The organism is Brevundimonas aurifodinae, from assembly GCF_040195595.1.
Lineage (GTDB): Bacteria > Pseudomonadota > Alphaproteobacteria > Caulobacterales > Caulobacteraceae > Brevundimonas > Brevundimonas aurifodinae.
In genome coordinates, this window is the sequence record NZ_JBEGDD010000004.1 from 64,177 (window position 1) to 87,369 (window position 23,193).

General features: G+C 68.2%; 25 protein-coding genes and 1 pseudogene. 17 read left to right on the forward strand and 9 right to left on the reverse strand.

The features are described 5' to 3' along the window. Nucleotides 1-28: 28 nt before the first annotated feature. From ABN401_RS05990 to ABN401_RS06000, 3 genes are read left to right on the forward strand one after another with little or no spacing between them, the layout of a single operon-like run. Nucleotides 29-2,452: a TonB-dependent receptor gene (locus tag ABN401_RS05990; RefSeq protein WP_349683921.1), complete on the forward strand. Its 2,424-nt coding sequence runs from the start codon at nt 29-31 to the stop codon at nt 2,450-2,452. Between the two features lie 54 nt (nt 2,453-2,506). Beyond that, nucleotides 2,507-2,911 carry a nuclear transport factor 2 family protein gene (locus ABN401_RS05995; RefSeq protein ID WP_349683922.1) on the forward strand — a complete coding sequence of 135 codons (405 nt, stop codon included), beginning with the start codon at nt 2,507-2,509 and terminating at the stop codon, nt 2,909-2,911. Nucleotides 2,912-2,971: 60 nt separating this feature from the next. Next, nucleotides 2,972-3,754, forward strand: a complete 783-nt coding sequence (locus tag ABN401_RS06000) for an IclR family transcriptional regulator (protein ID WP_349683923.1) — start codon at nt 2,972-2,974, stop codon at nt 3,752-3,754. 22 nt (nt 3,755-3,776) lie between these two features. Here the strand turns inward: ABN401_RS06000 and desA are convergent, their stop codons facing one another. Together desA and ABN401_RS06010 are read right to left on the reverse strand one after the other, a co-directional pair. Further along, complete coding sequence (desA, locus tag ABN401_RS06005; RefSeq protein ID WP_349683924.1) at nt 3,777-5,177, reverse strand: syringate O-demethylase; 1,401 nt, start codon at nt 5,175-5,177, stop codon at nt 3,777-3,779. 26 nt (nt 5,178-5,203) lie between these two features. Next, nucleotides 5,204-5,944, reverse strand: coding sequence for an alpha/beta fold hydrolase (locus ABN401_RS06010; protein ID WP_349683925.1), 741 nt, complete (start codon nt 5,942-5,944; stop codon nt 5,204-5,206). Between the two features lie 107 nt (nt 5,945-6,051). On the opposite strand from ABN401_RS06010, the gene ABN401_RS06015 reads away from it, so the two are divergent. From ABN401_RS06015 to ABN401_RS06030, 4 genes are all read left to right on the forward strand, one after another. Continuing rightward, nucleotides 6,052-6,939, forward strand: coding sequence for a methylenetetrahydrofolate reductase (locus tag ABN401_RS06015; RefSeq protein WP_349683926.1), 888 nt, complete (start codon nt 6,052-6,054; stop codon nt 6,937-6,939). A 22-nt stretch (nt 6,940-6,961) separates the two neighbouring features. Continuing rightward, nucleotides 6,962-7,822 carry a formyltetrahydrofolate deformylase gene (purU, locus tag ABN401_RS06020; RefSeq protein WP_349683927.1) on the forward strand — a complete coding sequence of 287 codons (861 nt, stop codon included), beginning with the start codon at nt 6,962-6,964 and terminating at the stop codon, nt 7,820-7,822. Beyond that, nucleotides 7,822-8,697 (forward strand): bifunctional 5,10-methylenetetrahydrofolate dehydrogenase/5,10-methenyltetrahydrofolate cyclohydrolase, encoded by an 876-nt coding sequence (locus tag ABN401_RS06025; protein ID WP_349683928.1) that lies wholly within the window; start codon nt 7,822-7,824, stop codon nt 8,695-8,697. The genes purU and ABN401_RS06025 overlap by 1 nt, the downstream gene beginning before the upstream one ends. Nucleotides 8,698-8,764: 67 nt before the next feature. Beyond that, a complete protein-coding gene (locus ABN401_RS06030; RefSeq protein ID WP_349683929.1) occupies nt 8,765-10,078 on the forward strand; it encodes an MFS transporter in 1,314 nt (437 codons plus the stop codon). A gap of 27 nt (nt 10,079-10,105) precedes the next feature. Here the strand turns inward: ABN401_RS06030 and ABN401_RS06035 are convergent, their stop codons facing one another. Continuing rightward, nucleotides 10,106-10,759 (reverse strand): TetR/AcrR family transcriptional regulator, encoded by a 654-nt coding sequence (locus tag ABN401_RS06035; protein WP_349683930.1) that lies wholly within the window; start codon nt 10,757-10,759, stop codon nt 10,106-10,108. A 116-nt stretch (nt 10,760-10,875) separates the two neighbouring features. On the opposite strand from ABN401_RS06035, the gene ABN401_RS06040 reads away from it, so the two are divergent. The 6 genes from ABN401_RS06040 to ABN401_RS06065 are packed head-to-tail and all read left to right on the forward strand — an operon-like array spanning nt 10,876 to nt 17,677. Continuing rightward, complete coding sequence (locus ABN401_RS06040; RefSeq protein WP_349683931.1) at nt 10,876-12,021, forward strand: ABC transporter permease; 1,146 nt, start codon at nt 10,876-10,878, stop codon at nt 12,019-12,021. 5 nt (nt 12,022-12,026) lie between these two features. After that, on the forward strand, nt 12,027-12,740 hold the full coding sequence (locus tag ABN401_RS06045) for an ABC transporter ATP-binding protein (protein ID WP_349683932.1): 714 nt from the start codon (nt 12,027-12,029) through the stop codon (nt 12,738-12,740). Further along, nucleotides 12,730-13,716, forward strand: coding sequence for an efflux RND transporter periplasmic adaptor subunit (locus tag ABN401_RS06050; protein ID WP_349683933.1), 987 nt, complete (start codon nt 12,730-12,732; stop codon nt 13,714-13,716). The genes ABN401_RS06045 and ABN401_RS06050 overlap by 11 nt, the downstream gene beginning before the upstream one ends. Continuing rightward, nucleotides 13,713-15,083, forward strand: coding sequence for an efflux transporter outer membrane subunit (locus ABN401_RS06055; RefSeq protein ID WP_349683934.1), 1,371 nt, complete (start codon nt 13,713-13,715; stop codon nt 15,081-15,083). Before ABN401_RS06050 ends, ABN401_RS06055 begins: the two co-directional genes overlap by 4 nt. Nucleotides 15,084-15,116: 33 nt before the next feature. After that, on the forward strand, nt 15,117-17,315 hold the full coding sequence (gene purL, locus ABN401_RS06060) for a phosphoribosylformylglycinamidine synthase subunit PurL (RefSeq protein ID WP_349683935.1): 2,199 nt from the start codon (nt 15,117-15,119) through the stop codon (nt 17,313-17,315). Then, the gene (locus ABN401_RS06065) at nt 17,312-17,677 is read left to right on the forward strand and encodes a DUF305 domain-containing protein (RefSeq protein WP_349683936.1); all 366 of its coding nucleotides are present in this window, start codon (nt 17,312-17,314) and stop codon (nt 17,675-17,677) included. The genes purL and ABN401_RS06065 overlap by 4 nt, the downstream gene beginning before the upstream one ends. Before the next feature lie 34 nt (nt 17,678-17,711). On the opposite strand, the gene ABN401_RS06070 is transcribed toward ABN401_RS06065, so the two are convergent. Further along, complete coding sequence (locus ABN401_RS06070; protein WP_349683937.1) at nt 17,712-18,164, reverse strand: peptidase S1; 453 nt, start codon at nt 18,162-18,164, stop codon at nt 17,712-17,714. Nucleotides 18,165-18,196: 32 nt separating this feature from the next. After that, entirely contained in the window at nt 18,197-18,628 is a 432-nt protein-coding gene (locus ABN401_RS06075; RefSeq protein ID WP_349683938.1) for a peptidase S1, read from the reverse strand. 229 nt (nt 18,629-18,857) lie between these two features. Between ABN401_RS06075 and ABN401_RS06080 the strand changes: the two genes are divergently transcribed. The 3 genes and pseudogenes from ABN401_RS06080 to ABN401_RS16345 form a co-directional block, all read left to right on the forward strand. Further along, nucleotides 18,858-20,423, forward strand: a complete 1,566-nt coding sequence (locus ABN401_RS06080; protein WP_349683939.1) for an alkaline phosphatase D family protein — start codon at nt 18,858-18,860, stop codon at nt 20,421-20,423. Between the two features lie 57 nt (nt 20,424-20,480). Beyond that, nucleotides 20,481-20,675, forward strand: coding sequence for a type II toxin-antitoxin system HicB family antitoxin (locus ABN401_RS06085; protein WP_349683940.1), 195 nt, complete (start codon nt 20,481-20,483; stop codon nt 20,673-20,675). After that, a pseudogene (locus ABN401_RS16345) lies at nt 20,672-20,845 on the forward strand (type II toxin-antitoxin system HicA family toxin); the annotation flags it as partial. The gene ABN401_RS06085 and the pseudogene ABN401_RS16345, both read left to right, overlap by 4 nt. 36 nt (nt 20,846-20,881) lie before the next feature. Here ABN401_RS16345 and ABN401_RS06090 read toward each other — a convergent pair. After that, on the reverse strand, nt 20,882-21,706 hold the full coding sequence (locus ABN401_RS06090) for a TIGR00282 family metallophosphoesterase (protein WP_349683941.1): 825 nt from the start codon (nt 21,704-21,706) through the stop codon (nt 20,882-20,884). After that, nucleotides 21,703-22,224, reverse strand: a complete 522-nt coding sequence (locus ABN401_RS06095; protein ID WP_349683942.1) for a 5-formyltetrahydrofolate cyclo-ligase — start codon at nt 22,222-22,224, stop codon at nt 21,703-21,705. Before ABN401_RS06095 ends, ABN401_RS06090 begins: the two co-directional genes overlap by 4 nt. On the opposite strand from ABN401_RS06095, the gene ABN401_RS06100 reads away from it, so the two are divergent. Further along, complete coding sequence (locus ABN401_RS06100) at nt 22,150-22,347, forward strand: hypothetical protein (RefSeq protein ID WP_349684115.1); 198 nt, start codon at nt 22,150-22,152, stop codon at nt 22,345-22,347. The two genes, ABN401_RS06095 and ABN401_RS06100, sit on opposite strands and share 75 nt — an antisense overlap. 198 nt (nt 22,348-22,545) lie before the next feature. On the opposite strand, the gene ABN401_RS06105 is transcribed toward ABN401_RS06100, so the two are convergent. After that, nucleotides 22,546-22,860: a cell division protein ZapA gene (locus ABN401_RS06105; RefSeq protein ID WP_349683943.1), complete on the reverse strand. Its 315-nt coding sequence runs from the start codon at nt 22,858-22,860 to the stop codon at nt 22,546-22,548. Then, the gene (locus ABN401_RS06110) at nt 22,860-23,126 is read right to left on the reverse strand and encodes a hypothetical protein (RefSeq protein WP_349683944.1); all 267 of its coding nucleotides are present in this window, start codon (nt 23,124-23,126) and stop codon (nt 22,860-22,862) included. Before ABN401_RS06110 ends, ABN401_RS06105 begins: the two co-directional genes overlap by 1 nt. Nucleotides 23,127-23,193: the final 67 nt, after the last annotated feature.

A 23,193-nucleotide genomic window follows, 5' to 3' on the forward strand; every position in this document is an offset into this window, starting at 1 on the left:
CAAAAACAAAGACTATCGGGAGGATACCATGAGAGTTGTGACCGGCGCCCTTGCGGCGCTGCTGGCTTCGACCAGCGCCTATGCCCAGACCGGGGCCCCTGCCCCCAGCCAGGAAGCGTCCAGCGTGGACGACATCATCGTCACCGCGTCGCGTCGCGAGCAGTCGCTGCAGGACGTCTCGATCGCCGTGACCGCGCTCGGAACCGAGCGGCTGGACAACGCCCAGGTCAACAACCTGGCGGACCTGCAGACCATCGTGCCGTCGGTGAACTTCGGCAACGACTTCAACCAGGCGAAGATCTTCATCCGCGGCGTCGGGGCCAACACCTCCACCACCGGATCGTCGACGGGCGTCGCCCTGCACGTCGACGGGGCCTATGTCGCCCGGGCCGAGGCCCAGCTGACCTCGCTGTTCGACGTCGAGCGCGTCGAGGTCCTGCGCGGTCCGCAAGGCACCCTGTATGGGCGGAACGCCGTCGGCGGATCGGTCAACGTCATCACCGCCAAACCCTCGGACGTGTTCGAAGGCTACGGCCGACTGACCGTGGGCAACTACAACGCCCTGATCACCGAGGTCGCCGTCGGCGGCCCGATCACGGACGGCATCCAGTTCCGCATCGCCGGCAAGACCGAGGGCCGCGACGGCTTCGGCGAGAACCCGTTCACGGGCGCCGACGTCGATGACCTGAACCGCCGCATGATCCGGGGCCAGCTCAACTTCGACTTCACCCCCGACGTCAGCCTGCTGCTGTCGGGCGAATACTTCCGTCAGGACGACAGCTCCGGCGCCATTCACTATCTGCGGGCCAGCTTCCCCGGCGTAGCGCGCCTGCCGGCCTTCGGCCAGGGCGGCTACGCGACCGACCCGCGCGACCTGGCCAGCGAGATCCAGCCTGGCACGAGCACAGAGTCCTACGCCTTCACCTCGACGTTCCGGGCCAACATCAACGAGAACCTGTCGATCACCAACATCACCAACTTCCGCAGCTTCGAGACCTCCCTGTTCCAGGACCTCGACCTGTCGGCGGTGCAGAGCGCCTTCACCCTGAACGGTTTCAACTCCACGGTTCAGGAGCGCCGGATCGACAGCGAGCAGTTCTCGACCGAACTGCAGGCCAACTACGACACCGACTTCCTGAACCTGGTCGTCGGCGGCTATTATTTCGAAGAGCAGCAGAACCCGATCGACAACGTCGGCTTCGGCCGCGCCACGGGCCTGCCAGGCACGCCTGCCATCCTGGCCCGCGACAATGTCCCGCTGGCGACCGCGTATGAGTTCTGCGGCTACGGCCCTGGCAACACCACCGGCGGCTCGGCGATCCAGACGCCCAAGCGGGTCTGCGTCAGCTCTGATCTGCAGACCGAGGCGACGGCCCTGTTCGGCCAGGCGACCTTCGACCTGGGCATGCTGTCCGAGCAACTGACCGGCTTCAGCGTCAAGCTGGGCGGTCGCTACAGCCGAGAGACGGTGACGACGGACAATGCGGGCTACATCATCCGCTATGCGCCGGTCGGTCCGCTGCAGTCACTCCCGACGCTCTACACGCCGCGTGGAGTGACCCTGACCGAGCGCACCTTCGAGGACTTCACCCCCGAGGTCGGAGTCCAGTGGGAAGTGAACCCTGACCTGCTGCTGTACTATACCTACTCGGAAGGCTTCAAAGCCGGGTCGGGCGAGAACGCCTATGCCTCGCGCACGATCGTCGATCCCGAGGAAATTTCGAACCACGAGATCGGGGTCAAGGCGACGCTGCTGGACAACCGCCTGACGCTGAACATGGCGGCGTACAGCTATGAGCTGGAGGGGCTGCAGCTCAACAAGACCATCACGGGCGGTCCGGCCGGCTTCACCACCATCTTCCAGAACGCGGCGCGGACCTCGGCCAACGGCTTCGAGGCCGACTTCTTCGCCCGGCCAACGGACACGATCCGCTTCTCCGGCGGCCTGTCCTGGACGGATGCTTCGTTCGACGACTACATCACCGTCGATCCACTGGACCCCCGGAACGTCGCCGGCGGAACGCCCTACAACGCCGTGACCAACCCCGATCCGACCGCCTTCGGCGCGCCGGGCGGTGGAAACCTGCAACTGGCCGGCAACCGCGTTCGCAACACGCCCGAGCTGGCCTGGAGCCTGCACGGCGAGGCCGACCTGCCGTTCGTCATGCCGATGGACGGAATGCTGACCCTGATGGGCGACGTCTCCTACAAGAGCCAGATCTTCTTCTCGGAGTTCGAGCGGGATATCGAAAGCTCGGAGGCCTACACCATGGTCGACGCCTCTCTGGTCTATGAGAGCGGCGACGGGGCCATCACGGCGCAGCTGTGGGCCAAGAACATCGGCGACGAAGACGTGCGGGCCTCGACCTTCGCGGTCTCGACCGGCCGTCTGATCGGCGTGACCTACCTGCCGCCGCGGACCTACGGGTTCACGCTCGGCTATCGCTTCTGAGACCGGCACGGCCCGGAACGGTTCGCCGTTCCGGGCCAAGCCACGGAGACCTTCGTGGACCAGGCGGAACGGCGCGACATCGAGCTGGACTGCGCCAGGCTGATCAACCTCTATGCGACCCTGAACGATCAGGCGCGCTGGGACGACGTCGTCACCCTCTATGCGCCGGACGGCCTGATGACTCGACCAACGGCCCCTGAACAGCCCATCGTCGGACACGAGGCGCTGCTGGCGGCTTTCCAATCGAGGCCACCGCGCACCACCCAGCACGTCTGCGCCAACATCGTCGTCACCGCCGAGACCTCGGACACGGCGTCGGCGACCAGCGCCATGCTATTGTTCACCGGCCCGGACACGCCGCCGCTGGTCGGCACCTACCGCGACCGCTTCGTGCGGCTGGACGGCGTCTGGCTGTTTTCGGAACGGAGAGGCGCGCTGAGTTTTCAGCCGTCGAGGTGAACGCGATGCCGGGCGCGCTCTTGCCAGTCGGCCACCGACGCAGCATGGAGCCGCAGCATCATGAGTGACACAGGCCCCACCTCCACCGTCAAATCGGCGATGCGGACGCTCGACATCCTCGAGCTGCTGGTCGCCCAGGGCCGCCCGCTGGCCGCCCACGAGATCGCGACCGCCCTGGTGATCCCGGTCAGCAGCCTGTCCTATCTGCTGACGACCCTGGCCGATCGCGGCTACATCGAGCGCCTCGGACGGAAGTACGGACCGGGCCAGGGGCTGGCGCGGCTCCAGCCCGGCCGGGTCGCGGACAGCCTCATCCAGCGGGCAGTGCCGGTGGTCCGCTCGCTCCGCGTCCGGTTGAACGAGACCGCCGGCTTCTTCGTGCCGCGCGGACACGAGGTCGAGGCCGCCGTGAGCGAGATCGGCACCCATGCCCTGCGCTACACCCTGGACGTCGGACAGCGCGCACCGATGCACGCCTTCGCGGCCGGCAAGGCGATCCTCGCGACCTATGACGAGGCCGGGTTGGCCGAGTATTTCGCGGGGTCGGAACGCCAGGCCTTCACCGCCCAGACACTGACCGAGGAAGCGGATCTGCGTGTCGAGCTGGACTCCGTCCGGCGCTCAGGCGTGGCCCGCACGCGCGAGGAGCACACGCCGGGTATTCAGGGCATGGCCCGGGTCGTCATGGCGGACGGGCGGGCGGCCGGGGCCATCAGCATCGCCATACCCCTGCCCCGCGTCACGCCCGAGCTAGAGGCGGAAACGATTGACCTGCTGAAACGCTCGGTCGATCTGCTGGAGCATCCCGAACAGGCCCAGGCGGAGCGAGAGCCAGCGGCCTGAACCGCCGGCTCCGTTCATCGCATCAGGCCGACTGGCGGGTCCGCCAGCTGTCGGCATAGGCGTCGCGCGCGACCTCTGAATACGGGGCCGGGCTGACCGTGGCGCGGATCTCGACCTGAACGTGGCGTTCGACCGTCGGCTTGGACGATCCGCCGTTCTCCTCGCCCCACAGCAGGGTGACCTGGGTGCCGGGCTTGGCGTGCTCCTCATCCAGCATGGCCAGGGTCAGGCCGCGACCTTCGTTGGCGCTGTAGCCGACCCAGGTCGACAGGCCGACGTCCTTGCCGCCCGCGCCCAGCACCCGATCGAACTGGTGCATGGTGTAGACCGCCGAGGGGAACTCGAAGAACTTGGCCCGGTCGCCCTTCTGGAAATAGGAGCTCATGATCCGCACCAGGTCCTCGCTGTCCAGCGCCAGGGTGACCTTCTTCTTGTGCGGCCCGGCCTGCTTCTTCTCCAGGGCTTCCTTGCCGATGAAGTCGTGGTCGAACTTGACGAAGGGGCCGTAGCCCAGATCCCACGGCGTCAGATAGTAGTCCTCGATGTTGTCCGAGTAGAAGCTGCCGCCCAGCGAGGCCTTTCCCTCGTAGCTGTTGGCCGGCAGCCACTCGCGATAGGGGCGCATGGCCTCGCCGGTATAGACCGCCGGCAGGGGCGACGGGATCCAGCCCGACTCCAGCGTGTTGGACGAATAGGTCCGCCCGCCGACCAGCTTCAGGCCGAAGTCGGCACCGGCGGCGACCAGGGCGGCGTGGACCTCGTCGCGCTCTTCCCACGGACCGAACAGCTCGAAGCCCGGCTGGCCCGCCATGCCGTGGCGCAGCGCCCGGACCTGACGACCGCCGATGGTCAGGGTCGTCATGTGGAAGAACTTCAGGTCCGGCGGGGTCTGGCCCAGCGCCTTCTCCATCAGCTTCATCGCGTTGGGGCCCTGGATCTGGTAGCGATAACCGCGACGGTTCTGGGGGTCCGGGCGGACGGCGGTGCGCTCGTCGCGCGTGACCTGCACGTCCCAACCGCCGGTGGCGGCGTGGAACTCCACCCATTCGATGGTCGGAGCGCGACCCACCAGGTTGAAGGTGTTCTCGGCCAGATAGAACAGGATCACGTCGCCGATGACGTGGCCGTCATGGCTGACCGGCACGAACTGTTTGGCGCGGTCGGGCACGAAGCCCTTGAAGCTGTTGATGCCCAGGCTGTTCAGCATGACGAAGGCATCGGGCCCTTCGACCCGCAGATCGACCATGTGGTAGCTCTGGTTGAACAGGACGCAGGTCTGCTGCCAGGCGATCTGCTCGTCGCGCCAGTTGCTGTATTCGCCGGGAACGCCCGGATAGGCGTTGGGACCCGCCTGCTGGTTGCGCAGGAAATGCGGGATGTTGTCGACGCCGTTCAAGACGTCTTGCAGGCTCTTGGCGGTCATGGGGTCTCCTCCTGGGTGTTTTCTTGTCATGCGACTTGTTGAACGTCTGACCGCGACGGGGCGTCCATCGCCAGCCAGTCGGCGATGGCGGCGACGAAGGCTTCGGGCGCTTCGGCGGGCAGCATGTGGCCGCTACCCTCGATGATCTTCAGGAACGCCTCGGGAATGGCGGCGGCGATGGCACGATGCTGCACCGGCGGGCTCCACTGGTCCTCGGAGCCGACGAGAACGAGCGTCGGACAGGGGATGCGAGGCAACAGGCTCTCGACCTCGGGCCGATGCAGAAGGGCCGCGATCTGGGTCGCATAGGTCTCTACGCCCGCCTGGACGCACATGGCCCGGAGCGGTGTCAAAAGGGCCTCGTCGGGCCGGCGCGACGGCGCGACCATGGGTGGGAGCCAGCGATCGACCAGGGCCTCCGGGCCCTCGGCGAGGCCGATGTCCAGCAGAGCATGACGACTGTTGGCCTCGCCCGGGCGGAGCATGTGGACGCCGGTGCTGACCAGGGCCAGCCGCTCGACCCGTTCAGGTGCCCGGCGGACGATTTCCAGCGCGACACGCGCGCCCATGGAGTGGCCGAGGAGAGAGAAACGGGCCGGCGCGGTCTCCAGGACCCGGTCAGCCATGTCGGACAAGGTGGAGGCGTCGCCATAGCCCATCGGCGCGACGATCGGGCGATCCAGCGAGAGCAGCGCGCGCGGCCAGACGCGGGCGTCACAGAGCAAACCCGGCAAGAGAAGCAGTGGCGCGGCACGCGATTCCGACATGTCCCCTCTCGACTTCACATATCCGAAGCCTTCATCTATACGAATAGAAACAGGCCCGCTAGAGGCTGTCGATCGATCGCCGACCGGGCGGTCGCTGGGAGACGGACATGCTGGACGTCACACGATCAGATTCACAGCCCGGCCGCGACGCGCGCATCGGCTCGCTGCTGCAGGGCCATTCGCTGGAAATGACGGCCAAGGACGTGGTGGCCCTGGAAGAGGCCGCCGGCGTCATTCCGCAGGGGACCCGGATCGCCATCGCCTTTCTGCCGGGCGAAACCTTCGAGGCCCGATTGCACGCCGCCGTCCGCGTCCGTTCCCTCGGCTTCGATCCCGCCCCGCATATCTCGGCGCGTCGCATCGCCTCGGAAAGCGAGCTGCGGGGCTTTCTGGAAAACCTCTCGACCCAGGCGTCGATCCAGCGACTGTTCGTCGTCGCCGGCGATCCGCCGGTGCCCGAGGGACCTTATGAAGATGCCCTGTCGCTGATCCGTTCGGGCATGCTCAATGATCTGGGCCTGGAAAGCGTCGGCGTCTCCGGCTACCCCGAGGGGCACCCCGACATCGGCGAGCCCGCCCTGTGGGGCGCGATGTTCGACAAGCGCGACGCCCTGGCCGAGCTGGGCATATCCATGACCATCCTGACGCAGTTCGGCTTCGACGCCGAACCGATCGTCCACTGGGTGGAGCGGGTCCGGAGCCACGGCATCGACGCCCTGATCCGCATCGGCGTTCCCGGACCCGCGGGCATCAAGACGCTGCTGCGGTTCGCGGCGCGCTGCGGCGTGGGGGCCTCGGCAAAGGTGATGAGCAAATACGGGCTATCCCTGACCCAGCTGATGGGCACGGCGGGTCCAGATCGCCTGATCGAGGACCTGGCGGACCGGATCGATCCTGCCCGTCACGGCCCCCTCAGCCTGCACTTCTATCCCTTCGGGGGCATCGCCAGGACCGCCGAATGGGTCAGCGACTTCGCCGCCAAGAAGGCCGCCTGAGCCCAGAGGAAAGCCAGACCGAATGTCCGAAATCTGCGTTCTGACCCTGTCGTGCGACGACCGGCCCGGCCTGGTGGCGGGTGTCGCCGGCTTCCTGTTCGAGCATGGGGCCAACATCCTGGAGGCGGGTCAGTTCAACGACCGCGATTCCGGCCTGTTCTTCATGCGCGTGCTGTTCGAGCTGGACGGCGGCCCGGCCGGCGTCGATACGCTGCGTGACGCCTTCATCCCCATGGCCAACGAGAGCAGCATGCGGTGGAGCCTGAGAAACACCGCCGAGCGTCGCCGCGTCCTCATGCTGGTGTCCAAGTTCGACCACTGCCTGGGCGACCTGCTCTATCGCAACCGCACCGGTGAGCTACCGATGGAGGTGGTCGGCATCGTCTCGAACCATCCGCGCGATGTGCTGAAGATCTCGCTGATCGGGGACGTGCCGTTCCACCATCTGCCCGTCACCAAGGAGACAAAGTCGGAGCAGGAGGCGGCCATCAAGCGAATCGTCGAGGAGACGGGCGCCGAACTGGTCGTCCTCGCCCGGTATATGCAGGTGCTGTCCGACGACCTGGCGAGTTATCTGTCCGGCCGCTGCATCAACATCCACCACAGCTTCCTGCCCGGGTTCAAGGGCGCGAAACCCTATCATCAGGCCCATGCGCGCGGCGTGAAGTCGATCGGGGCCACGGCCCACTACGTCACCGCCGACCTGGATGAGGGACCGATCATCGCCCAGGACGTGGAGGCCGTCACCCATGCCGACCGACCGGACGATCTGGTGAGGAAGGGCCGCGATATCGAGCGGCGCGTGCTGGCCAGGGCGGTGGCCTTTCACCTGCAGGACCGGGTGCTGCTGAACGGGTCCAAGACCGTGGTCTTCAGCGACTGATGGTCGGTGCCGCGCCCATCCTGGACGGGCGCGCTGTGGCGGCCGACCTGACCGCCCGGGTCGCGGCCGATGTCGCCGATCTGTCAGCCCACGGCGTCACTCCGGGACTGGCGGTGGTGCTGGTGGGCGAGGATCCGGCCAGCCAGGTCTATGTCCGTCGAAAGGTGACCGAGACCCGCCGCGTCGGCATGCGCTCGATCGAGCATCGCCTGCCACGGGAGACCACGCAGGAGGCCCTGCTGACCCTGGTCGCCGCGCTGAACGCGGATCCGCAGGTCCACGGCATTCTGGTTCAACTGCCCCTGCCCGCGCACATCGACGCGGCGGCCGTTCTGGATGCCATCGACCCGACCAAGGACGTCGACGGCTTTCATCCGGTCAATGTCGGACGACTGTCGATCGGCGGCGGCCTGATTCCCTGTACGCCGCTGGGATGCATGATGCTGCTTGACCAGGTCATCGACGACTTCCGGGGCCTGAACGCCGTGGTGATCGGCAAGTCCAACATCGTCGGCAAGCCGGTCGCCCTGCTGCTGCTGGACCGCGAATGCACCGTCACGGTGACCCATATCCTGACCAGGGGCCTGCCGGAGATCGCGGCGCGCGCCGACATTCTGGTGGTCGCGGCGGGCCGTCCGGGCTTGGTGCGCGGCAGCTGGATCAAGCCCGGTGCCGTGGTTATCGACGTCGGCATCAACCGCGTCACGGCGGCGGACGGACGGTCTCGCCTGGTCGGAGACGTCGCGGCCGAGGAGGCGGGCCACGCCGCCTGGCTGACCCCTGTGCCGGGCGGCGTCGGGCCCATGACCATCGCCTGCCTGCTGTCCAACACCGCCGCCGCCGCGCGTGCAGGTCTGCGAGGCGAGGCGGCATGACGCGGACATTCGTTCTGCTATGGATCAGTCAAGCGACCCGTCAGTGGTCGCCAAGGGAGTATTCTCGATGGTGACGGACCCCCGCGCCCTGGTCGACCAGGCGCGCATGTCGCGGTTCCAGTGGACCGTGGTTCTGCTGATGGTCGGGCTGAACGCCCTCGACGGCTTCGACGTGCTGTCGATCAGCTATGCCTCGCCCGGCATCGTTGCGGACTGGGGCATCGACCGCGCGGCGCTGGGCATCGTCCTGTCGATGGAACTGGTCGGCATGGCGTTCGGATCGCTGCTGCTGGGCAATGTCGCCGACGCCATCGGGCGCAGGAAGACCATCCTGGGGTGCCTGCTGGTCATGTCCGGAGGCATGTTCGCCGCCTCGACCGCCACCGACATCACCACCCTGTGCGTCTACCGGGTCATCACCGGCCTGGGGATCGGCGGCATGCTGGCCTCGATCAACGCCGCCGTCGCCGAGGCCGCCAACGCCAAGCGTCGTGCGCTGTGCGTCGTGCTGATGTCCGCCGGCCTCCCGATCGGATCGGTGATCGGCGGCCTGATCTCGGGCGAACTGCTCAAGATCTACGATTGGCCAGCCGTCTTCATCCTGGGCGGCGTGGCCACCGCGGCCTTCATTCCTTTGGTGCTGTGGCTGGCCCCCGAATCGATCGCCTTCGAGATGCACAAGCGCGGACCGGGGGCGCTGGAGCGGATCAACAAGACCCTGAAGCGGATGGGCCACGCCGCCATCGAGGCCCTGCCCGACGTGCCCGCGATCAAGCCCAAGGCCGGACTGCCGCTGCTGTTCTCGAAGCAGTTCGCCGCGCTCGCCGTGCTGCTGGCGCTGTCCTACTTCATGCACATCATCACCTTCTACTACATCATCAAATGGATCCCGAAGATCGTGGTGGACATGGGCTTCGCGCCCCCGCTCGCGGCCGGGGTGCTGGTGTGGGCCAGCATTGGCGGCGCGATCGGCGCCCTGACGCTGGGGCTCTTGACGCTGAAGGCGCGGGTCACCGCCCTGACCATCGTGGCCATGCTGGCCTCGACCGTCGCCGTCATCGGCTTTGGCCAGGGCTGGGAGACGCTGAACCAGATCTCGATCGCGGCGGCGGTGGCGGGCTTCTTCACCAACGCGCCGATCGTCGGCCTGTATGCCATCGTGGCCCAGTCCTTCCCGACCCAGCTGCGCGCCACGGCGACGGGCTTCATCATCGGCCTGGGGCGCGGCGGGGCGGCGCTGGCTCCGATGATCGCCGGCTTCCTGTTCCAGGCCGGTTGGACCCTGCCGACGGTTTCGGTGATCCTGGGCATGGGAGCGACGATCGCGGCCCTGACCCTGTTCCTGGCACGCGGACAGATCGCCCGGAACGCCCCGGCCTGACCGCTCGTAGGCGTCGAAACGGAGCCTTCAGACGGCCTTGTTCGGTGCCGGGTCGGCGGCGTGGGCGCGCAGGAACTCGTCCGCCGCCGCCTCGATGTGCGCCTTCAGTTGGGCGGGCGGGATGGGCGGCAGTCCGAACGATGCCCTCAGATGGGCCTCGCCCTTGACCCCGCCCAGGTAGCGCCAGGCCGCCCCGTCGGCGTCGCGGACGTGCAGTCGGCCTCTGGCGGTCTCGACCCGCAGCCACTCGGCGAAGCGGTTCTTCAGCGTCAGCACCGCGGTCTCGTAGAACAGCTCCGCCATGCGCGGCGCGCGCGCGGTCTCGGCCACCAGGACGCGGTTCATCTGCATGGCCTTCTCTCCGGTGACCAGGTCGAGGAAGCGCGTGGCCAATAGGATCAGGGTCTCGCGGACCGGCTGATCTTCTGCCGGAAAGAAGCTGTCGGGTGACACGGCCCGCTCGCACTCCTGACGCAACACGGCGGCAAACAGCGCATCCTTGTCGGCGTAGCGGGCATAGATCGTCGCCTTGGACACCCCCGCCTTTTGGGCCACGGCGTCCACGCTGACGGCCTCGTAGCCGTGCTCCATGAACAGGTCGCCCGCCGCCAGCAGGATGGCCTCGTCCTTGGCCGTGTCGCGCGGGCGGCCTCGGCGGATCGCGGGTTCGGCGAGCGTCATCGCACCGTCACTTGACATACTGAACCGATCAGTATTGTTATTCACACAGTATCCCAGCTTACCCCGACGCGCCAGTCCCGGCGCAACCCCCAACCACGGATCACAGGATTCCGAGGATGAGATCTGTCGCGCTGAAGATGCTGCTGGGTGACAGCGCCAAATATCTGGCGCTGGTGTTCGGCGTGGCCTTCGCCACCCTGCTGATGAGCCAGCAGGTCTCGATCTTCATCGGGTTGATGACCCGCACCGCCAATCAGGTGCTGGACATCCGCGAGGCCGACATCTGGGTCATGGACACCCGGGTCCGCTATGTCGACGAGGTCGAGCCGATGCCGGACGCCGCGCTGGGTCGGGTCCGCTCGGTCGAGGGCGTGGAATGGGCCGCGCCCCTCTACAAGGGCCTGGCGATCTTTCGGACCCAGGACGGGCTGATCAACCAGGTCAGCCTGGTGGGCATCGATGACGAGACCCTGGTCGGGGCGCCGCGCGAGTGGCTGGCGGGCGACCTGGAGGCCTTGCGCCGTCCCGGCGGCATCGTGTTTGACAAGGAAGGGGCCAGCCTGATCTGGCCCGACGCCGATCCCCTGACCAAGGTCGGGACCGAAGCCGAGATCAACGACCGGCGCGTGGTCGTGACCGGCATCGCCGATGCGTCGCCGCCCTTCATCACCTTCCCGATCGCCTATGTCCGCTACTCCGAGGCCATGGCGCTGACCCCGCCCCAGCGGAACAAGCTGTCCTTCGTCCTGGTGCGCGCCAAAGACGGCCAGGACGCCAAGGCGCTGGCTGAACGCATCTCGGCCCAGACCGGATTGCAGGCCCTGACCTGGGACAGCTTCGCCTGGCGCAGCGTCCAGTACTATTTGACCCGCACGGGCATCCCGGTGAACTTCGGCATCACGGTGATGCTGGGCTTCGTGGTCGGGGCGGCGGTGACGGCCCAGACCTTCTACCTGTTCGTGATCGAGAACCTGCGCCAGTTCGGGGCGCTGAAGGCCATCGGCGCGACCAATGGCCAGATCACCGGCATGGTGCTGCTGCAGGCCGCCGTGGTCGGACTGATGGGCTATGGGCTCGGCATGGGCGGGGCGGCCCTGTTCTTCACCCTGGTGCGCGGCGGGGCGGCGCTGGAGGACTTTTACCTGCCCTGGCAGGTGCTGGTCGGGACCGGCGTGGTGGTCTTCCTGATCATCCTGATCTCGGTGCTGGGCAGCCTGACCAAGGTGTTCCGCGTCGATCCCGCCATCGTCTTCAGGGGCTGATCGCCATGAGCGCCGTGATCGCCCGCGAGATCGACATGGCCTTCGGCTCGAACGGCCTGAAGACCCAGGTCCTGTTCGACGTGGACCTGGAGGTCGCGTCCGGAGAGCTGACCATGCTGGTCGGGCCCTCCGGCTGCGGCAAGACCACCCTACTGTCGATCCTGTCGGGCACGCTGAAGCCCACCGGCGGCGAGGTCGAGGTGATGGGCAATGTCATCACCCGCATGAAGGATTCCGAAAAGGTCATCCTGCGTCGCCGCCGGATCGGCTTCATCTTCCAGCAGTACAACCTGCTGCCCGCCCTGACGGCCGCCGAGAACGCGGCCATGGCTCTGGTCGCCGACGGCATGCCGCTGAAGGTCGCCGCCGAGAAGGCCCGTGTGGTGCTCGAGACACTGGGCATGGGACCGCACGCCGACAAGCTGCCGCGCCAGTTGTCGGGCGGCCAGCAGCAGCGCGTCGCCATCGCCCGCGCCATCGTCCACGAGCCGGACCTGGTCGTTTGCGACGAGCCCACGGCGGCGCTGGACGCCGAGACCGGCCGGCAGGTCATGGAACTGCTGAAGGACGCCGCCGGGGGACCCGGCCGGGCCGTCCTGGTCGTGACCCACGACAACCGCATCTACCGCTACGCCGACCGGATCGTCGCCATGGAAGACGGACGGATCGTCGGAGACAGCCGCCTAGGAACACTCCCGGAGGGACTTCATGCCCACTAGCCGCCGCCAGCAGATTCAGCGCCTGATCCTGCCCGCCGTCGCCGGCGGATGCCTGATCTTCGCCATCAGCGCCGTGATCCGGCCCGAGCGCACCCGCGCCGATCCGCCCGCCACGCCGCCGACCGCCGCCTATGCCTCGACCGTCGCGGGCATCGGGACGATCGAGCCCCAGTCCGAACTGATCGCCGTCGCCGCCGAGGTGCCGGGCGTGATCCGCAGCGTCCTGGTCCAGCCCGGCGACCGGGTCGCGCAGGGCCAGCCCCTGTTCCGCCTCGACTCCCGCGCCGCCCAGGCCGCCGTCGCCACGGCTCAGGCGGACGCCGCCTCCGCCCAGGCCGCCGCGCGTCAGGCCGAGGTGGCCCTGGCCGACGAGCGTCAGCGGCTCTCGCTGTTCGAGGCGGTCGATGATCCGAGGGCCCTGTCCGGCGACGAACTCGAGCGCCGCCGCTTCGCCGTCCGTCGTGCCGAGGCCGCCCTGGCTCAGGCCCGGGCCAGCGCTGCCGCCGCCCGCGCTCAGGCCCAGGCCCGACGCGTCGATCTGGACCGGTTGACGGTCGCCGCGCCCATTGCCGGGCGCATCTTCCGCGTCGATGTCCGGCCCGGCGAATACGCCCCGGCCGGTCCGGCCTCCCAGCCCCTGATCGCCATGGGCGAGGACGCCCGGCTGCATGTCCGGGCCGAGTTCGACGAGGCCGATGCGGGTCGCCTGACCCGCTCGGGCCGAGCCTACGGGACCCTGCGCGGTCAGGCCGAGCGGCGCATCCCGTTGACGCTGGTCCGCATCGAGCCACAGGTGGTCGAGAAGCGCGCCCTGTCCGGCGGGTCCGAGCGCGTGGACACGCGCGTCGTGGAAGTGATCTTTGCCTTCGACCCAGCCGCCGCCCCTGCCTATCTGGGCCAGCGCATGGATGTCTTCGTCGAGGCCGCGCCCTCGGCGACGCAGGCGGGGACCCGTCCGGCGGAGCCCGCGCGATGATCCGCCAGGCCCTGCTCATTACGACGGCGAGCGTCCTCCTGTCGGCCTGCGCGAGCGACGCCGTGCCGACCCCATCCTCCTTCGCTGCCCCGGCCGCGTGGGACGTCGCCGCCCTGCCCGCCGCCGTTCCCGCTACCGATCGCTGGTGGACCGCCATCGGTGACCCGGTGCTCGACGACATCGTGGAACAGGCCGGCGAGGCCTCCGACGTCCGCATCGCCGAGGGCCGTCTGTTCGAGGCGCGGGCGCGTCTTGGTTCCGCCCGCGCGGCGCTTCGGCCCGAGATCGGCGGACAGGGCACCGCCGAGCGCCAATCGACCGACGATCTGGACCAGGAGACGTTCCAGGCCCTGGTCGCCTTCAGCCTGAACCCCGACCTGAACGGCGCGATCCGCACCCGCGTCGAGGCCGAACGCCTGCGCGTCGAGGCCGCGGCCGCCCGCGCCGAGGCCGCCCGCCTGGTCGCCCGGTCGACCGCCGTCCAGCTCTACGCCGCCTATCGCGAGGCCGAGGCGACCGCCGTCGCCGGCGATGAGGCCGTCGCGGCCCTGGAAGGGTCGCTATCTCTCGCCGGTACGCGGGAACGGGCGGGCCTGACCTCGGGGCTGGACGCGGCGTCGGCTCGCGCCGCCCTCGCCTCAGCCCGTGCTCGGCCCATCGCGGCGCGCCAGGCGGCCGACGAGGCCCGGCTGGGTCTGGAGGCCCTGCTCGGCCTCAACCCTGGCAACCTGACTCCGGCCCTGACCCACTCCACCGCCATCGCGCTGGAGACCCCACCCGTGCGGGCCTTGTCCGCCCCCGCCGCCGTCCTGGCCCGCCGTCCGGACCTCCGAGCCGCCGAACTGGAGCTCTGGGCCGCCGGGGCCGACGCGAGGGCTGCCCGACGCGACTTCTGGCCGACGCTTTCGCTTGGCGCCGCTCTGGGCGGTCAGGAGATCGATCCGGAGACGCCCTTCACCGCCTCGGGTTTCCTCAGCCAGATCGCAGGTGGCCTGACCGCGCCGCTGTTCAGTTTCGGCCGCCTGGAGAGCGCTCGCGACGCCGCTGACGCCCGCCGGACCCAGGCCGAGCTCGCCTTTCGCCAGGCCGCTGTCGATGCCCTGTCTGAAGTCGAGACTGCGCTCGTCGCCCTCGCCGCCGCCGAAGCCCGCGCCGTGACTCTGGCCGAGGCTGTGGCCGCCGCCGAGGATCAGGCGCGGCTGGCGAACCAGCGCTACCGGGGCGGCGTCTCGCCCTTTCTCGACGTGCTGACCGCCCAACGCGCCGCCGCCGACGCCCGCGCCGAGGAGGCCGCCGCGCGCGGTCAGGCTCTGACCGCTTACGCCCGTCTTAACGCGGCGGTCGGACTGGGCGGCATGCCGGGCTGACAGCGGAACCGTTCATGGCTAGAAGCGCGCCTCATGAGCGCGCCCCAAAAGACCTCCGCCGAACTCGCCGTCGAATGGGGACTGGCCCCCAATGAGTATCAGGTGATCCTGGACCGGCTGGGACGCGAGCCAAATGCCGTCGAACTGGGTGTCTTCTCGGTGATGTGGTCCGAGCACTGCTCGTACAAGTCCTCGAAAATCCACCTCGGCAAGTTCCCGACCAAGGGCCCGCGCGTCATCTGCGGGCCGGGCGAGAACGCCGGCGTCATCGACATCGACGACGGCGACGCCTGCATCTTCAAGATGGAGTCGCACAACCATCCCTCCTTCATCGAGCCCTATCAGGGCGCGGCGACCGGCGTGGGCGGCATCATGCGCGATGTCTTCACCATGGGCGCGCGACCCGTGGCCCTGCTGAACGCCCTGCGGTTCGGCGACATCGGGCACGAGAAGACCAAGCGCCTGGTCAAGGGCGTGGTCAGCGGCATCGGCGGCTACGGCAACTGCGTCGGCGTGCCGACCGTGGCGGGCGAGACCAATTTCCACCGGGGCTACAATGGCAACATCCTGGTCAACGCCATGTGCGTGGGCCTGGCCCGGGCCGACAGCATCTTCTATTCGGCCGCGCCCGGCGCGGGCATGTCGGTGGTCTATTTCGGCTCCAAGACCGGACGCGACGGCATCCACGGCGCGACGATGTCCTCGGCCGAGTTCGACGACGAATCGGACGCCAAACGCCCCACCGTCCAGGTCGGCGACCCCTTCGCCGAGAAGCTGCTGATCGAGGCGACGCTGGAGTTGATGGCGTCCGGTGCCGTGGCCGCGATTCAGGACATGGGCGCGGCGGGGCTGACCAGTTCCTCCGTCGAGATGGCGGGGAAGGGCGGCGTGGGCATCGAGCTGAACATGGACGCCGTGCCCCAGCGCGAAGAGGGCATGACCGCCTATGAAATGATGCTGTCGGAAAGCCAGGAGCGGATGCTGGCGGTGCTGAAGCCCGGGCGCGAGGACGACGGCCACCGCATCTTCAAGAAGTGGGGCCTGGACGCCGCCGTCATCGGCATGACCACCGACACGGGCCGGCTGGTGCTGAACCATCATGGCGAGGTCGTATGCGATGTCCCGCTGGCCCCCCTGTTCGACGATGCGCCCCTCTATGACCGGCCCTGGCTCCAGCCCGACCTGCACGCGCGGATCGCGCCCGCCGACGTGCCAGCGCCCGAGGTCTGGGAGGACGCGGTGCTGAAGGTGCTGACCTGCCCCGACATGGCGTCCAAGCGCTGGATCTGGGAGCAGTACGACCGCCACGTCATGGCCGACACGTTGCAGGACTCGGCCACCGGAGCCGACGCGGGCGTGGTGCGCGTGCATGGAACCGACAAGGGTCTGGCCGTCACCTCGGACTGCACACCCCGCTATGTCCAGAACGACCCCTATGAAGGCGGCAAACAGGCGGTGGCCGAGGCCTGGCGCAACCTGACGGCCGTCGGCGCTCGCCCCATCGCCATCACCGACAACCTGAACTTCGGCAACCCCCAGCGGCCCGAGATCATGGGCCAGATCGTCCGCGCCATCGACGGCATGGCCGAGGCCTGTCGCGCGCTGGACTTCCCGGTCGTGAGCGGGAATGTATCGCTCTACAACGAGACCAACGGCGTCGCCATTCCGCCGACCCCGACCGTCGGCGGCGTCGGCCTGCTGCCCAATTACGACGTGGTCGCGGGCTTTTCGACCATGGCCGAGGGCGACACCCTGGTGCTGATCGGCGAGACGGTCGGAGAGCTCGGCGCCTCGATCTATCTGCGCGAGGTGCTGGGCCGCGAGGACGGCGCGCCGCCGCCGGTCGATTTGGCGCTGGAGCGCCGGACGGGCGATTTCGTGCGCGGCGAGATCGAGGCCGGTCGGCTGACCTGTGTCCACGACCTGTCCGACGGCGGTCTTGTCGGAGCGGCTGCCGACATGGCGCTGGCATCCGATACCGGCGTCGTGCTGGAGGCGACCAGCGCCGCCCACGCCCACATCCTGCTGTTCGGAGAGGATCAGGCCCGCTATCTGGTCGCCGTCTCCAACCCGCAAGAGGTCCTCGCCGGTGCCCGCGAGGCCGGCCTGCACGCCTCGGTCGTGGGTCACGCGCGGGGTGACGCCTTCGCCTCGACCGACCTGTTCAGCATTCCGCTGAAGCATCTGCGCGAGATGCACGAGGCCTGGATGCCCCGATGGATCGAGGCATGAGGACGACCGCAAGCGCGGCGCTGCTCCTGTCGGTCCTCGCGCTCGCAGGCTGCGAGGGCGGGGGCGATCCCGTCGACCAGGCCCGGCAAGAGGCCCTGACAGCCAACCGGGCGGCGGCCCATCCGATCGATCCGGCCATGCTCGCCGATGCCGAAGCGCCGCCGGCGGCATCGGCGCGGTCGGTGGGCGATCAGGCGTTCGTCGTCGCGATGATCGACCAGCATCGCGAAACGATCGTCGCCGCAGAGGCAGCGCTCTCTCAATCCTCGGACCCCGAGATCCAGCGCCTGGCGCGCTCCATCATCGACGCCCGGTCGCGCGAGATCACCGAGCTCCAGACATGGAAACCGGCCGCCCGCTGACGCGGACGGCCGGCGGTCCGAACCGACAAGACGATCAGTTCTGCTCGGTGATGTAGAGGGTCGAAGGACCCGCCTGGCCGACGGCGCCCACCCAGATGTCGTAGGAGCCGCTTTGCGGCGTTCCCCAACGCAGGACGGGATTGAGACCTTCGGAATCATCGACGCAGTACCAGCGCCCATCCGGAGCGTTGATCACCAGGCTGGTGTCGGTATCCGCATCGACCGCGAAGGTCAGCGGCCACGAACCGGCGCGATAGGTGAACTCATAGTCCGGTGCCTCGGCGATCATGCCGACGCAGGACCCGCCGATCGACCGGGAAGCGTCGACGCCACCGCCCGAGTAGATGCTGACGGTGATCGGGTCAGGCGAGAAGCCCGCGTTGTGGCGCGAGCCGCCCGAACTGGCGTTCAGACTCGGGTCCTGAGCCGCGGCGGTTGACGCCGCCGCGACCAGGGCCAAAGCGCAGACGAGTGATAGAGCGCGCATGCGGCGTCTCCTGTCTGTGGTGGTAGGACGCCCTAGAGCGGGCTCTCGGAGATCAGCAGGGTGCCGCCCGTGGGCTCGCCCACAGCGCCGACCCAGACGTCGTACTGGCCGCTGGGGGCCGAGCCCCAGGTCAGGACAGGGTTCAGGCCGTTGGAGTCATCGTTGCAGTAATACCGGCCATCGGGACCGTTGATGATCAGGCTGGTGTCGCCGCCCGAGACATGGCTGAACGACAGCGCGCCGCCCTGGCTGCGGAAGTTGACGACCACGTCCGGGCTGCCGGCGATGGAGCCGACGCACGAACCGCCCAGATCGGACGCGTCGTTCGGACCTCCCGAGTAGATGTCGACCTCGACGGGGTCCGGCAGGAAGCCCGCCGACAGGTTGATGGTCTGCTGGGCCGAGGCCGAGGACGCGCACAGGGCGAGGGCGACAGCCCCGGCCGTAAGAAACAGAGATTTCATGGTTTTTTCTCCAAAGCGCAGCCCCCGCTGCGTGATCGCACAATGCTCTCCGAAAGCTTTGCCTTACAACCCTCTTGTTTCTGACGACGCCAATCCGGGCAAAAAAGGGGGCGTCGCGCGACGCCCTGCATCCCAGACGTCGCGACCCGGCTCGGTCGCCGAAGACAAGGGGAACAGGAACTGTCACATGCACCCGCTAAGCGAAGGCGGAGCAGTCCCAGGAGCGTTCATGTCCCCGATTCTGTCGCGTCGTTCCCTGCTGGTGGGGGTCGGTCTCGGCTCGATGTTGAGCGGCGTCTCCAGCCGCGCCTCGCTGGCCCAGGCCGTGTTCGAGGACAATCCCTTCCAGCTGGGCGTGGCGGCGGGCGACCCCCTGCCCGACGGCTTCGTCATCTGGACGCGGCTGGCGCCTCGCCCGCTGGAGCCCGATCACGGCATGCCGTCGCAGCCGATGGCGGTGACCTGGGAGGTCGCGGCCGATCCGAGCTTCGGCACCGTGATCCAGACCGGAGAGGTCATCGCCCGCCCCGAGCTGGGCCATGCCGTCCACGTCGAGGTCGGCGGGCTGGAACCGGGACGGCCCTACTTCTACCGCTTTATAGCCGGGCGCGAGCGTTCGGGCGTCGGACGGGCCAAGACCATGCCGGTCACGGGTGCCGCGCTCGACCGGGTCCGTTTCGGCGTCCTGGGCTGCCAGGCCTATGAGAGCGGCTACTACACCGCCCACAGGAAGATCGCGGCCGAGGAGCTCGACTTCATCTACTGCTATGGCGACTATATCTACGAGGGGCGTGGCAACCGAATTTACGGCTCAACGACGCCGAATGAAAACCTGCGCGTCCATGTCGGCGGCGAGGTCTACACCGTCACTGACTACCGGCAACGCTATGCCCAGTACAAGATGGACACCGACCTGCAGGCGTCGCACGCCTCGGCGGCCTGGTTCACCACCTGGGACGACCACGAGATCGACAACAACTGGGTCTCGGACATCGATCAGGACGGCACCGATCCGGCCGTCTTCGCCCTGCGCCAGGCGGCGGCGATGCAGGCCTACTATGAGCACATGCCGCTGCGACGCTCTTCGTTCCCGCGTGGGGCCTCGATGCAGCTGTATCGCCGGGCGGTCTATGGCGACCTTTTGGACCTCAACCTGCTGGACACCCGCCAGTTTCGGACGGACCAGCCCTGCGGCGACCGGTTCAACGCGGGCTGCGACGGCATCAACGACCGCATGGCCCAGGTTCTGGGCGAGGCGCAGGAAGCCTGGCTGCTGACCAATCTGGATCGGTCCGAGGCGACCTGGAAGGCTCTGGCCCAGCAGATCATGGTCATGGATCTGGATCGAAACCTCGGCGAGGATTACGGCGTCAATCCCGACAGCTGGGCGGGTTACCGCGTTCCGCGCGAACGCCTGTTGCGCCACATCCGCGACCGCCGGATCGCGAACACCGTCGTCCTGACCGGCGACGAGCATCAGAACTATGCCGGCGAGCTCTACCTCGACGGCCGCAATCCCGAAGGGTCGCCGATCGCCACCGAGTTCGTGTCCACCTCGATCAGCTCGGGCGGCGACGGACAGGACCAGCGCGCGGATCAGGAAGCTTTCCTGGCCGCCAACCCCCAGCTGAAGTTCCGCAACAGCCAGCGCGGCTATGTGCTCTGCGACGTCACGCCCGAGCGGTGGCAGACCGAGTTCAAGGTGCTGGACCAGGTCCAGAACCGGAACGGCGTGCTGACGACACGCCAGACAATGGTGGTAGAAGCGGGGAGTGCGCGGCTGGTCGCCGCCTGAGGCCGAAATAGGCGCAAGCCGCGTATCGATGTATCCTCCGCGCCGAAGGAGTCCGGCATGCAGTTGGAAGTCGAACGCGAGGATGATGGTCGCTGGATCGCCGAGGCACCGACCCTGCCCGGCGTCATGGCCTATGGCCAGAGCCGGGAAGAAGCCGTCGCGAAGGTCGAAGCCCTGGTCTTGCGAGTGCTTGCCGATCGCCTCGACAACGGCGAACGCGCTCCGGAGGTCGATCGGCTCTTCGCCGCGTGAGCGTCTGGCCTTCGGTCAAGGCCCGAAGACTGCTCGCAGCCCTCGAACGCATCGGCTGGACTGAGAAGCGGCGAGCAGGATCGCACCGCGTGCTTGAGCGCGCGGGTTGGGACGATGTCGTGTTCGCCTTTCACGACGCCGATGAAGTCGGACCTCGGATGCTGGCACGCATATGCCAAACATACGGGGCTGACCCCAGACGACCTTTAGGCCGCGACCGGAATACTCTGACTCAGCCGCCCACCCACCCGGATCGGCTCGATGCGCGTCGCCAGCCCCGTCTTGTCGTCGGTCTCGACGTAAACGCCGCACACGGTCGCCGGGCCCGATGCGGGAGAATAGCGCCCGCCGCTGATCCGCGTCGTGAACCGCCTCAGCGGCTCCTCCTTTTCGTTGCCGATCACGCTGTCATAGTCGCAGCAGCCGCCCGCGTCGGTCTGATAGGCGGTGCCACCGGGCAGGATCTGGGCGTCGGCGGTCGGAACGTGGGTGTGGGTGCCGATCACCAGCGACGCGCGGGCGTCGCAGAAATGACCCATGGCCATCTTCTCCGAGGTCGCCTCGGCGTGCATGTCGACGATCACGGCGTCGGCCACCACACCCAGCGGCGCGGCGTTCAGCTCGCGGTCCACCGCGCTGAAGGGATCGTCGTTCGGGTCCATATGAATGCGGCCCAGGACGTTCATGACCAGCACGGTCTTGCCGGAAGGCGTCTCGAACAGGTTCGCTCCGGCACCCGGCGCATCCATCAGGCGCGGATAGTTCGCGGGGCGGATCAGTCGCGGTTCACGCACGATATAGGTCAGGGCCTCGCGCTGGTCCCAGGAGTGGTTGCCCAGCGTCAGACAGTCGGCCCCGGCCATGAACAGTTCCTTGGCCGTGTTCTCGGTGATGCCGAAGCCGCCGGCGGCGTTCTCGGCATTGACCACGACGAAATCCAGCTTCAGGTCGCGCTTCAGACCCGGCAGGTGGTCGGTCAAGCCGTCGCGGCCGGACTTGCCGATCACGTCGCCGAAGAATGCCAGTCTCATGCGGGGTCCGCCTTTCGGGCGGGGGTATAGCCGACCTCGGTCAGAACGCCATGCAGCGGAATGTCATGGGGCTCTGTCGTCAGGCGATCGACCCTCTGGTCGGAGAAGGCGAAGCCGATGCGGGTCGCCCGCGGCCGGGCGGCGAAGGTCCGGTCATAATAGCCGCCCCCCTGCCCCAGCCGCGCGCCGAAGTCGTCGAACGCCAGCAGCGGCGTGATGATCAGATCCGGATCGATGTCCTCGGCCAGCGGCAGGGGCGCGGGACAGCCCGCCGCGTCCATCTCCAGCGGATCGTCCGGCGACCAGAGACGGAAGATCATCGGCGCGTCCCGCTGCAGCACCACCGGCAGGCACAGGACGGCCCCCGACGCGGCCAGGGCCCGGGCGAGCGGTTCGGGATCGAGCTCGGAGCCCATGGCGCGATAAACGGCGACGACATCCCCGTGGGGGAGATCATCGGCATGGAGGGAAGCGCGCTCGCCGGCCTCGGGCTCGATCTCGGCAAGACGCCGGCGCAACGCGCGAGCTTCCGCACGCAGGGCAGCCTTGTTCGGGAAAACCATGCAGCCACCGCGCTCAAGCAGCGAGCCGCCGCGCGGCGAGCGGTAGCGCACCAGGAGGAAAGGGTGGCGGCGCCATGAGAGCCGTGAAGGACGGTTTAAATCCTCTCGAGCCTGGGTAGCCAGGTGGGCTCCGCATACCCGACCCCACGAGGCCGGACAGGGGCAGATCCCTTCGAGTGAATTAAGGCCGCGAGGATATGTTGCCTTCGACGTGAGCCACAGCAGGACCCGCCGTCGGACAAGATAGGCGTCGCCGGACCCGGCGGCAATGGCGAGCTACAGACCTTGCGCGATCTTCTCGATCCGGGCCGCGACGGCGTTCAGCGCCTCGGCCACCCCGGCATCCGACGGCGGAGCGGCCTGCCCCGGTGGCGTCACGCCGGCGGCCAGACGCGCCTCGTGCAGTTCGTCAGCAAGGACGAGAGCCCCCATCAGGAACAGCCGCAAATCACCGACATGACCCACGTCGGCCGCGACCTGGCGCACATTGGCGTCGAACTGCTTGGCCAGGATGCGAACGCGTTCCTCCTGACCGTCGGCGCAACCCACCGCATAGGGGCGACCGTTGATCTCGACCGTGACGGTGGCCATCACGCGGCCTCGTCGGCTTCGGCTTCGGACAGGACCTCGCGCACCGCCTCGGCGGCGCGGGCCAGGGCCTCGGAGGCGTCGCGACCGGCGGCTTCCAGCTCGGCGATGCGGCGCTCGTCCTCGATTCGCGCGGACGGCGGCGGGGGCAGGGCGAACAGGTCGTCGTCCGCCACCACAGGCGCCAGCTTCAGCTCGTGGATCTTGCGTTCGAGCGTGCTGAGCGCCCGGTCGAGCCGGTCGCGGGCGGCGGTTGTGGCGTCGGCCATCGGTCGCTTCCTCCAGATTTCGTATAGAACCCGCCACGGCCGCGCGGTAAAGCGGCGCCGCCCCCCT

What these genes read in the sequence shown, in the direction of transcription:
- ABN401_RS05990 (WP_349683921.1), top strand. Translation starts at nt 29, where the DNA reads ATGAGAGTTGTGACCGGCGCCCTTGCGGCGCTGCTGGCTTCGACCAGC.
- ABN401_RS06000 (WP_349683923.1), top strand. Translation starts at nt 2,972, where the DNA reads ATGAGTGACACAGGCCCCACCTCCACCGTCAAATCGGCGATGCGGACG.
- desA (WP_349683924.1), bottom strand. Translation starts at nt 5,177, where the DNA reads ATGACCGCCAAGAGCCTGCAAGACGTCTTGAACGGCGTCGACAACATC.
- ABN401_RS06010 (WP_349683925.1), bottom strand. Translation starts at nt 5,944, where the DNA reads ATGTCGGAATCGCGTGCCGCGCCACTGCTTCTCTTGCCGGGTTTGCTC.
- ABN401_RS06015 (WP_349683926.1), top strand. Translation starts at nt 6,052, where the DNA reads ATGCTGGACGTCACACGATCAGATTCACAGCCCGGCCGCGACGCGCGC.
- purU (WP_349683927.1), top strand. Translation starts at nt 6,962, where the DNA reads ATGTCCGAAATCTGCGTTCTGACCCTGTCGTGCGACGACCGGCCCGGC.
- ABN401_RS06025 (WP_349683928.1), top strand. Translation starts at nt 7,822, where the DNA reads ATGGTCGGTGCCGCGCCCATCCTGGACGGGCGCGCTGTGGCGGCCGAC.
- ABN401_RS06030 (WP_349683929.1), top strand. Translation starts at nt 8,765, where the DNA reads ATGGTGACGGACCCCCGCGCCCTGGTCGACCAGGCGCGCATGTCGCGG.
- ABN401_RS06035 (WP_349683930.1), bottom strand. Translation starts at nt 10,759, where the DNA reads ATGACGCTCGCCGAACCCGCGATCCGCCGAGGCCGCCCGCGCGACACG.
- ABN401_RS06040 (WP_349683931.1), top strand. Translation starts at nt 10,876, where the DNA reads ATGAGATCTGTCGCGCTGAAGATGCTGCTGGGTGACAGCGCCAAATAT.
- ABN401_RS06045 (WP_349683932.1), top strand. Translation starts at nt 12,027, where the DNA reads ATGAGCGCCGTGATCGCCCGCGAGATCGACATGGCCTTCGGCTCGAAC.
- ABN401_RS06050 (WP_349683933.1), top strand. Translation starts at nt 12,730, where the DNA reads ATGCCCACTAGCCGCCGCCAGCAGATTCAGCGCCTGATCCTGCCCGCC.
- ABN401_RS06055 (WP_349683934.1), top strand. Translation starts at nt 13,713, where the DNA reads ATGATCCGCCAGGCCCTGCTCATTACGACGGCGAGCGTCCTCCTGTCG.
- purL (WP_349683935.1), top strand. Translation starts at nt 15,117, where the DNA reads ATGAGCGCGCCCCAAAAGACCTCCGCCGAACTCGCCGTCGAATGGGGA.
- ABN401_RS06065 (WP_349683936.1), top strand. Translation starts at nt 17,312, where the DNA reads ATGAGGACGACCGCAAGCGCGGCGCTGCTCCTGTCGGTCCTCGCGCTC.
- ABN401_RS06070 (WP_349683937.1), bottom strand. Translation starts at nt 18,164, where the DNA reads ATGCGCGCTCTATCACTCGTCTGCGCTTTGGCCCTGGTCGCGGCGGCG.
- ABN401_RS06075 (WP_349683938.1), bottom strand. Translation starts at nt 18,628, where the DNA reads ATGAAATCTCTGTTTCTTACGGCCGGGGCTGTCGCCCTCGCCCTGTGC.
- ABN401_RS06080 (WP_349683939.1), top strand. Translation starts at nt 18,858, where the DNA reads ATGTCCCCGATTCTGTCGCGTCGTTCCCTGCTGGTGGGGGTCGGTCTC.
- ABN401_RS06085 (WP_349683940.1), top strand. Translation starts at nt 20,481, where the DNA reads ATGCAGTTGGAAGTCGAACGCGAGGATGATGGTCGCTGGATCGCCGAG.
- ABN401_RS06090 (WP_349683941.1), bottom strand. Translation starts at nt 21,706, where the DNA reads ATGAGACTGGCATTCTTCGGCGACGTGATCGGCAAGTCCGGCCGCGAC.
- ABN401_RS06105 (WP_349683943.1), bottom strand. Translation starts at nt 22,860, where the DNA reads ATGGCCACCGTCACGGTCGAGATCAACGGTCGCCCCTATGCGGTGGGT.
- ABN401_RS06110 (WP_349683944.1), bottom strand. Translation starts at nt 23,126, where the DNA reads ATGGCCGACGCCACAACCGCCGCCCGCGACCGGCTCGACCGGGCGCTC.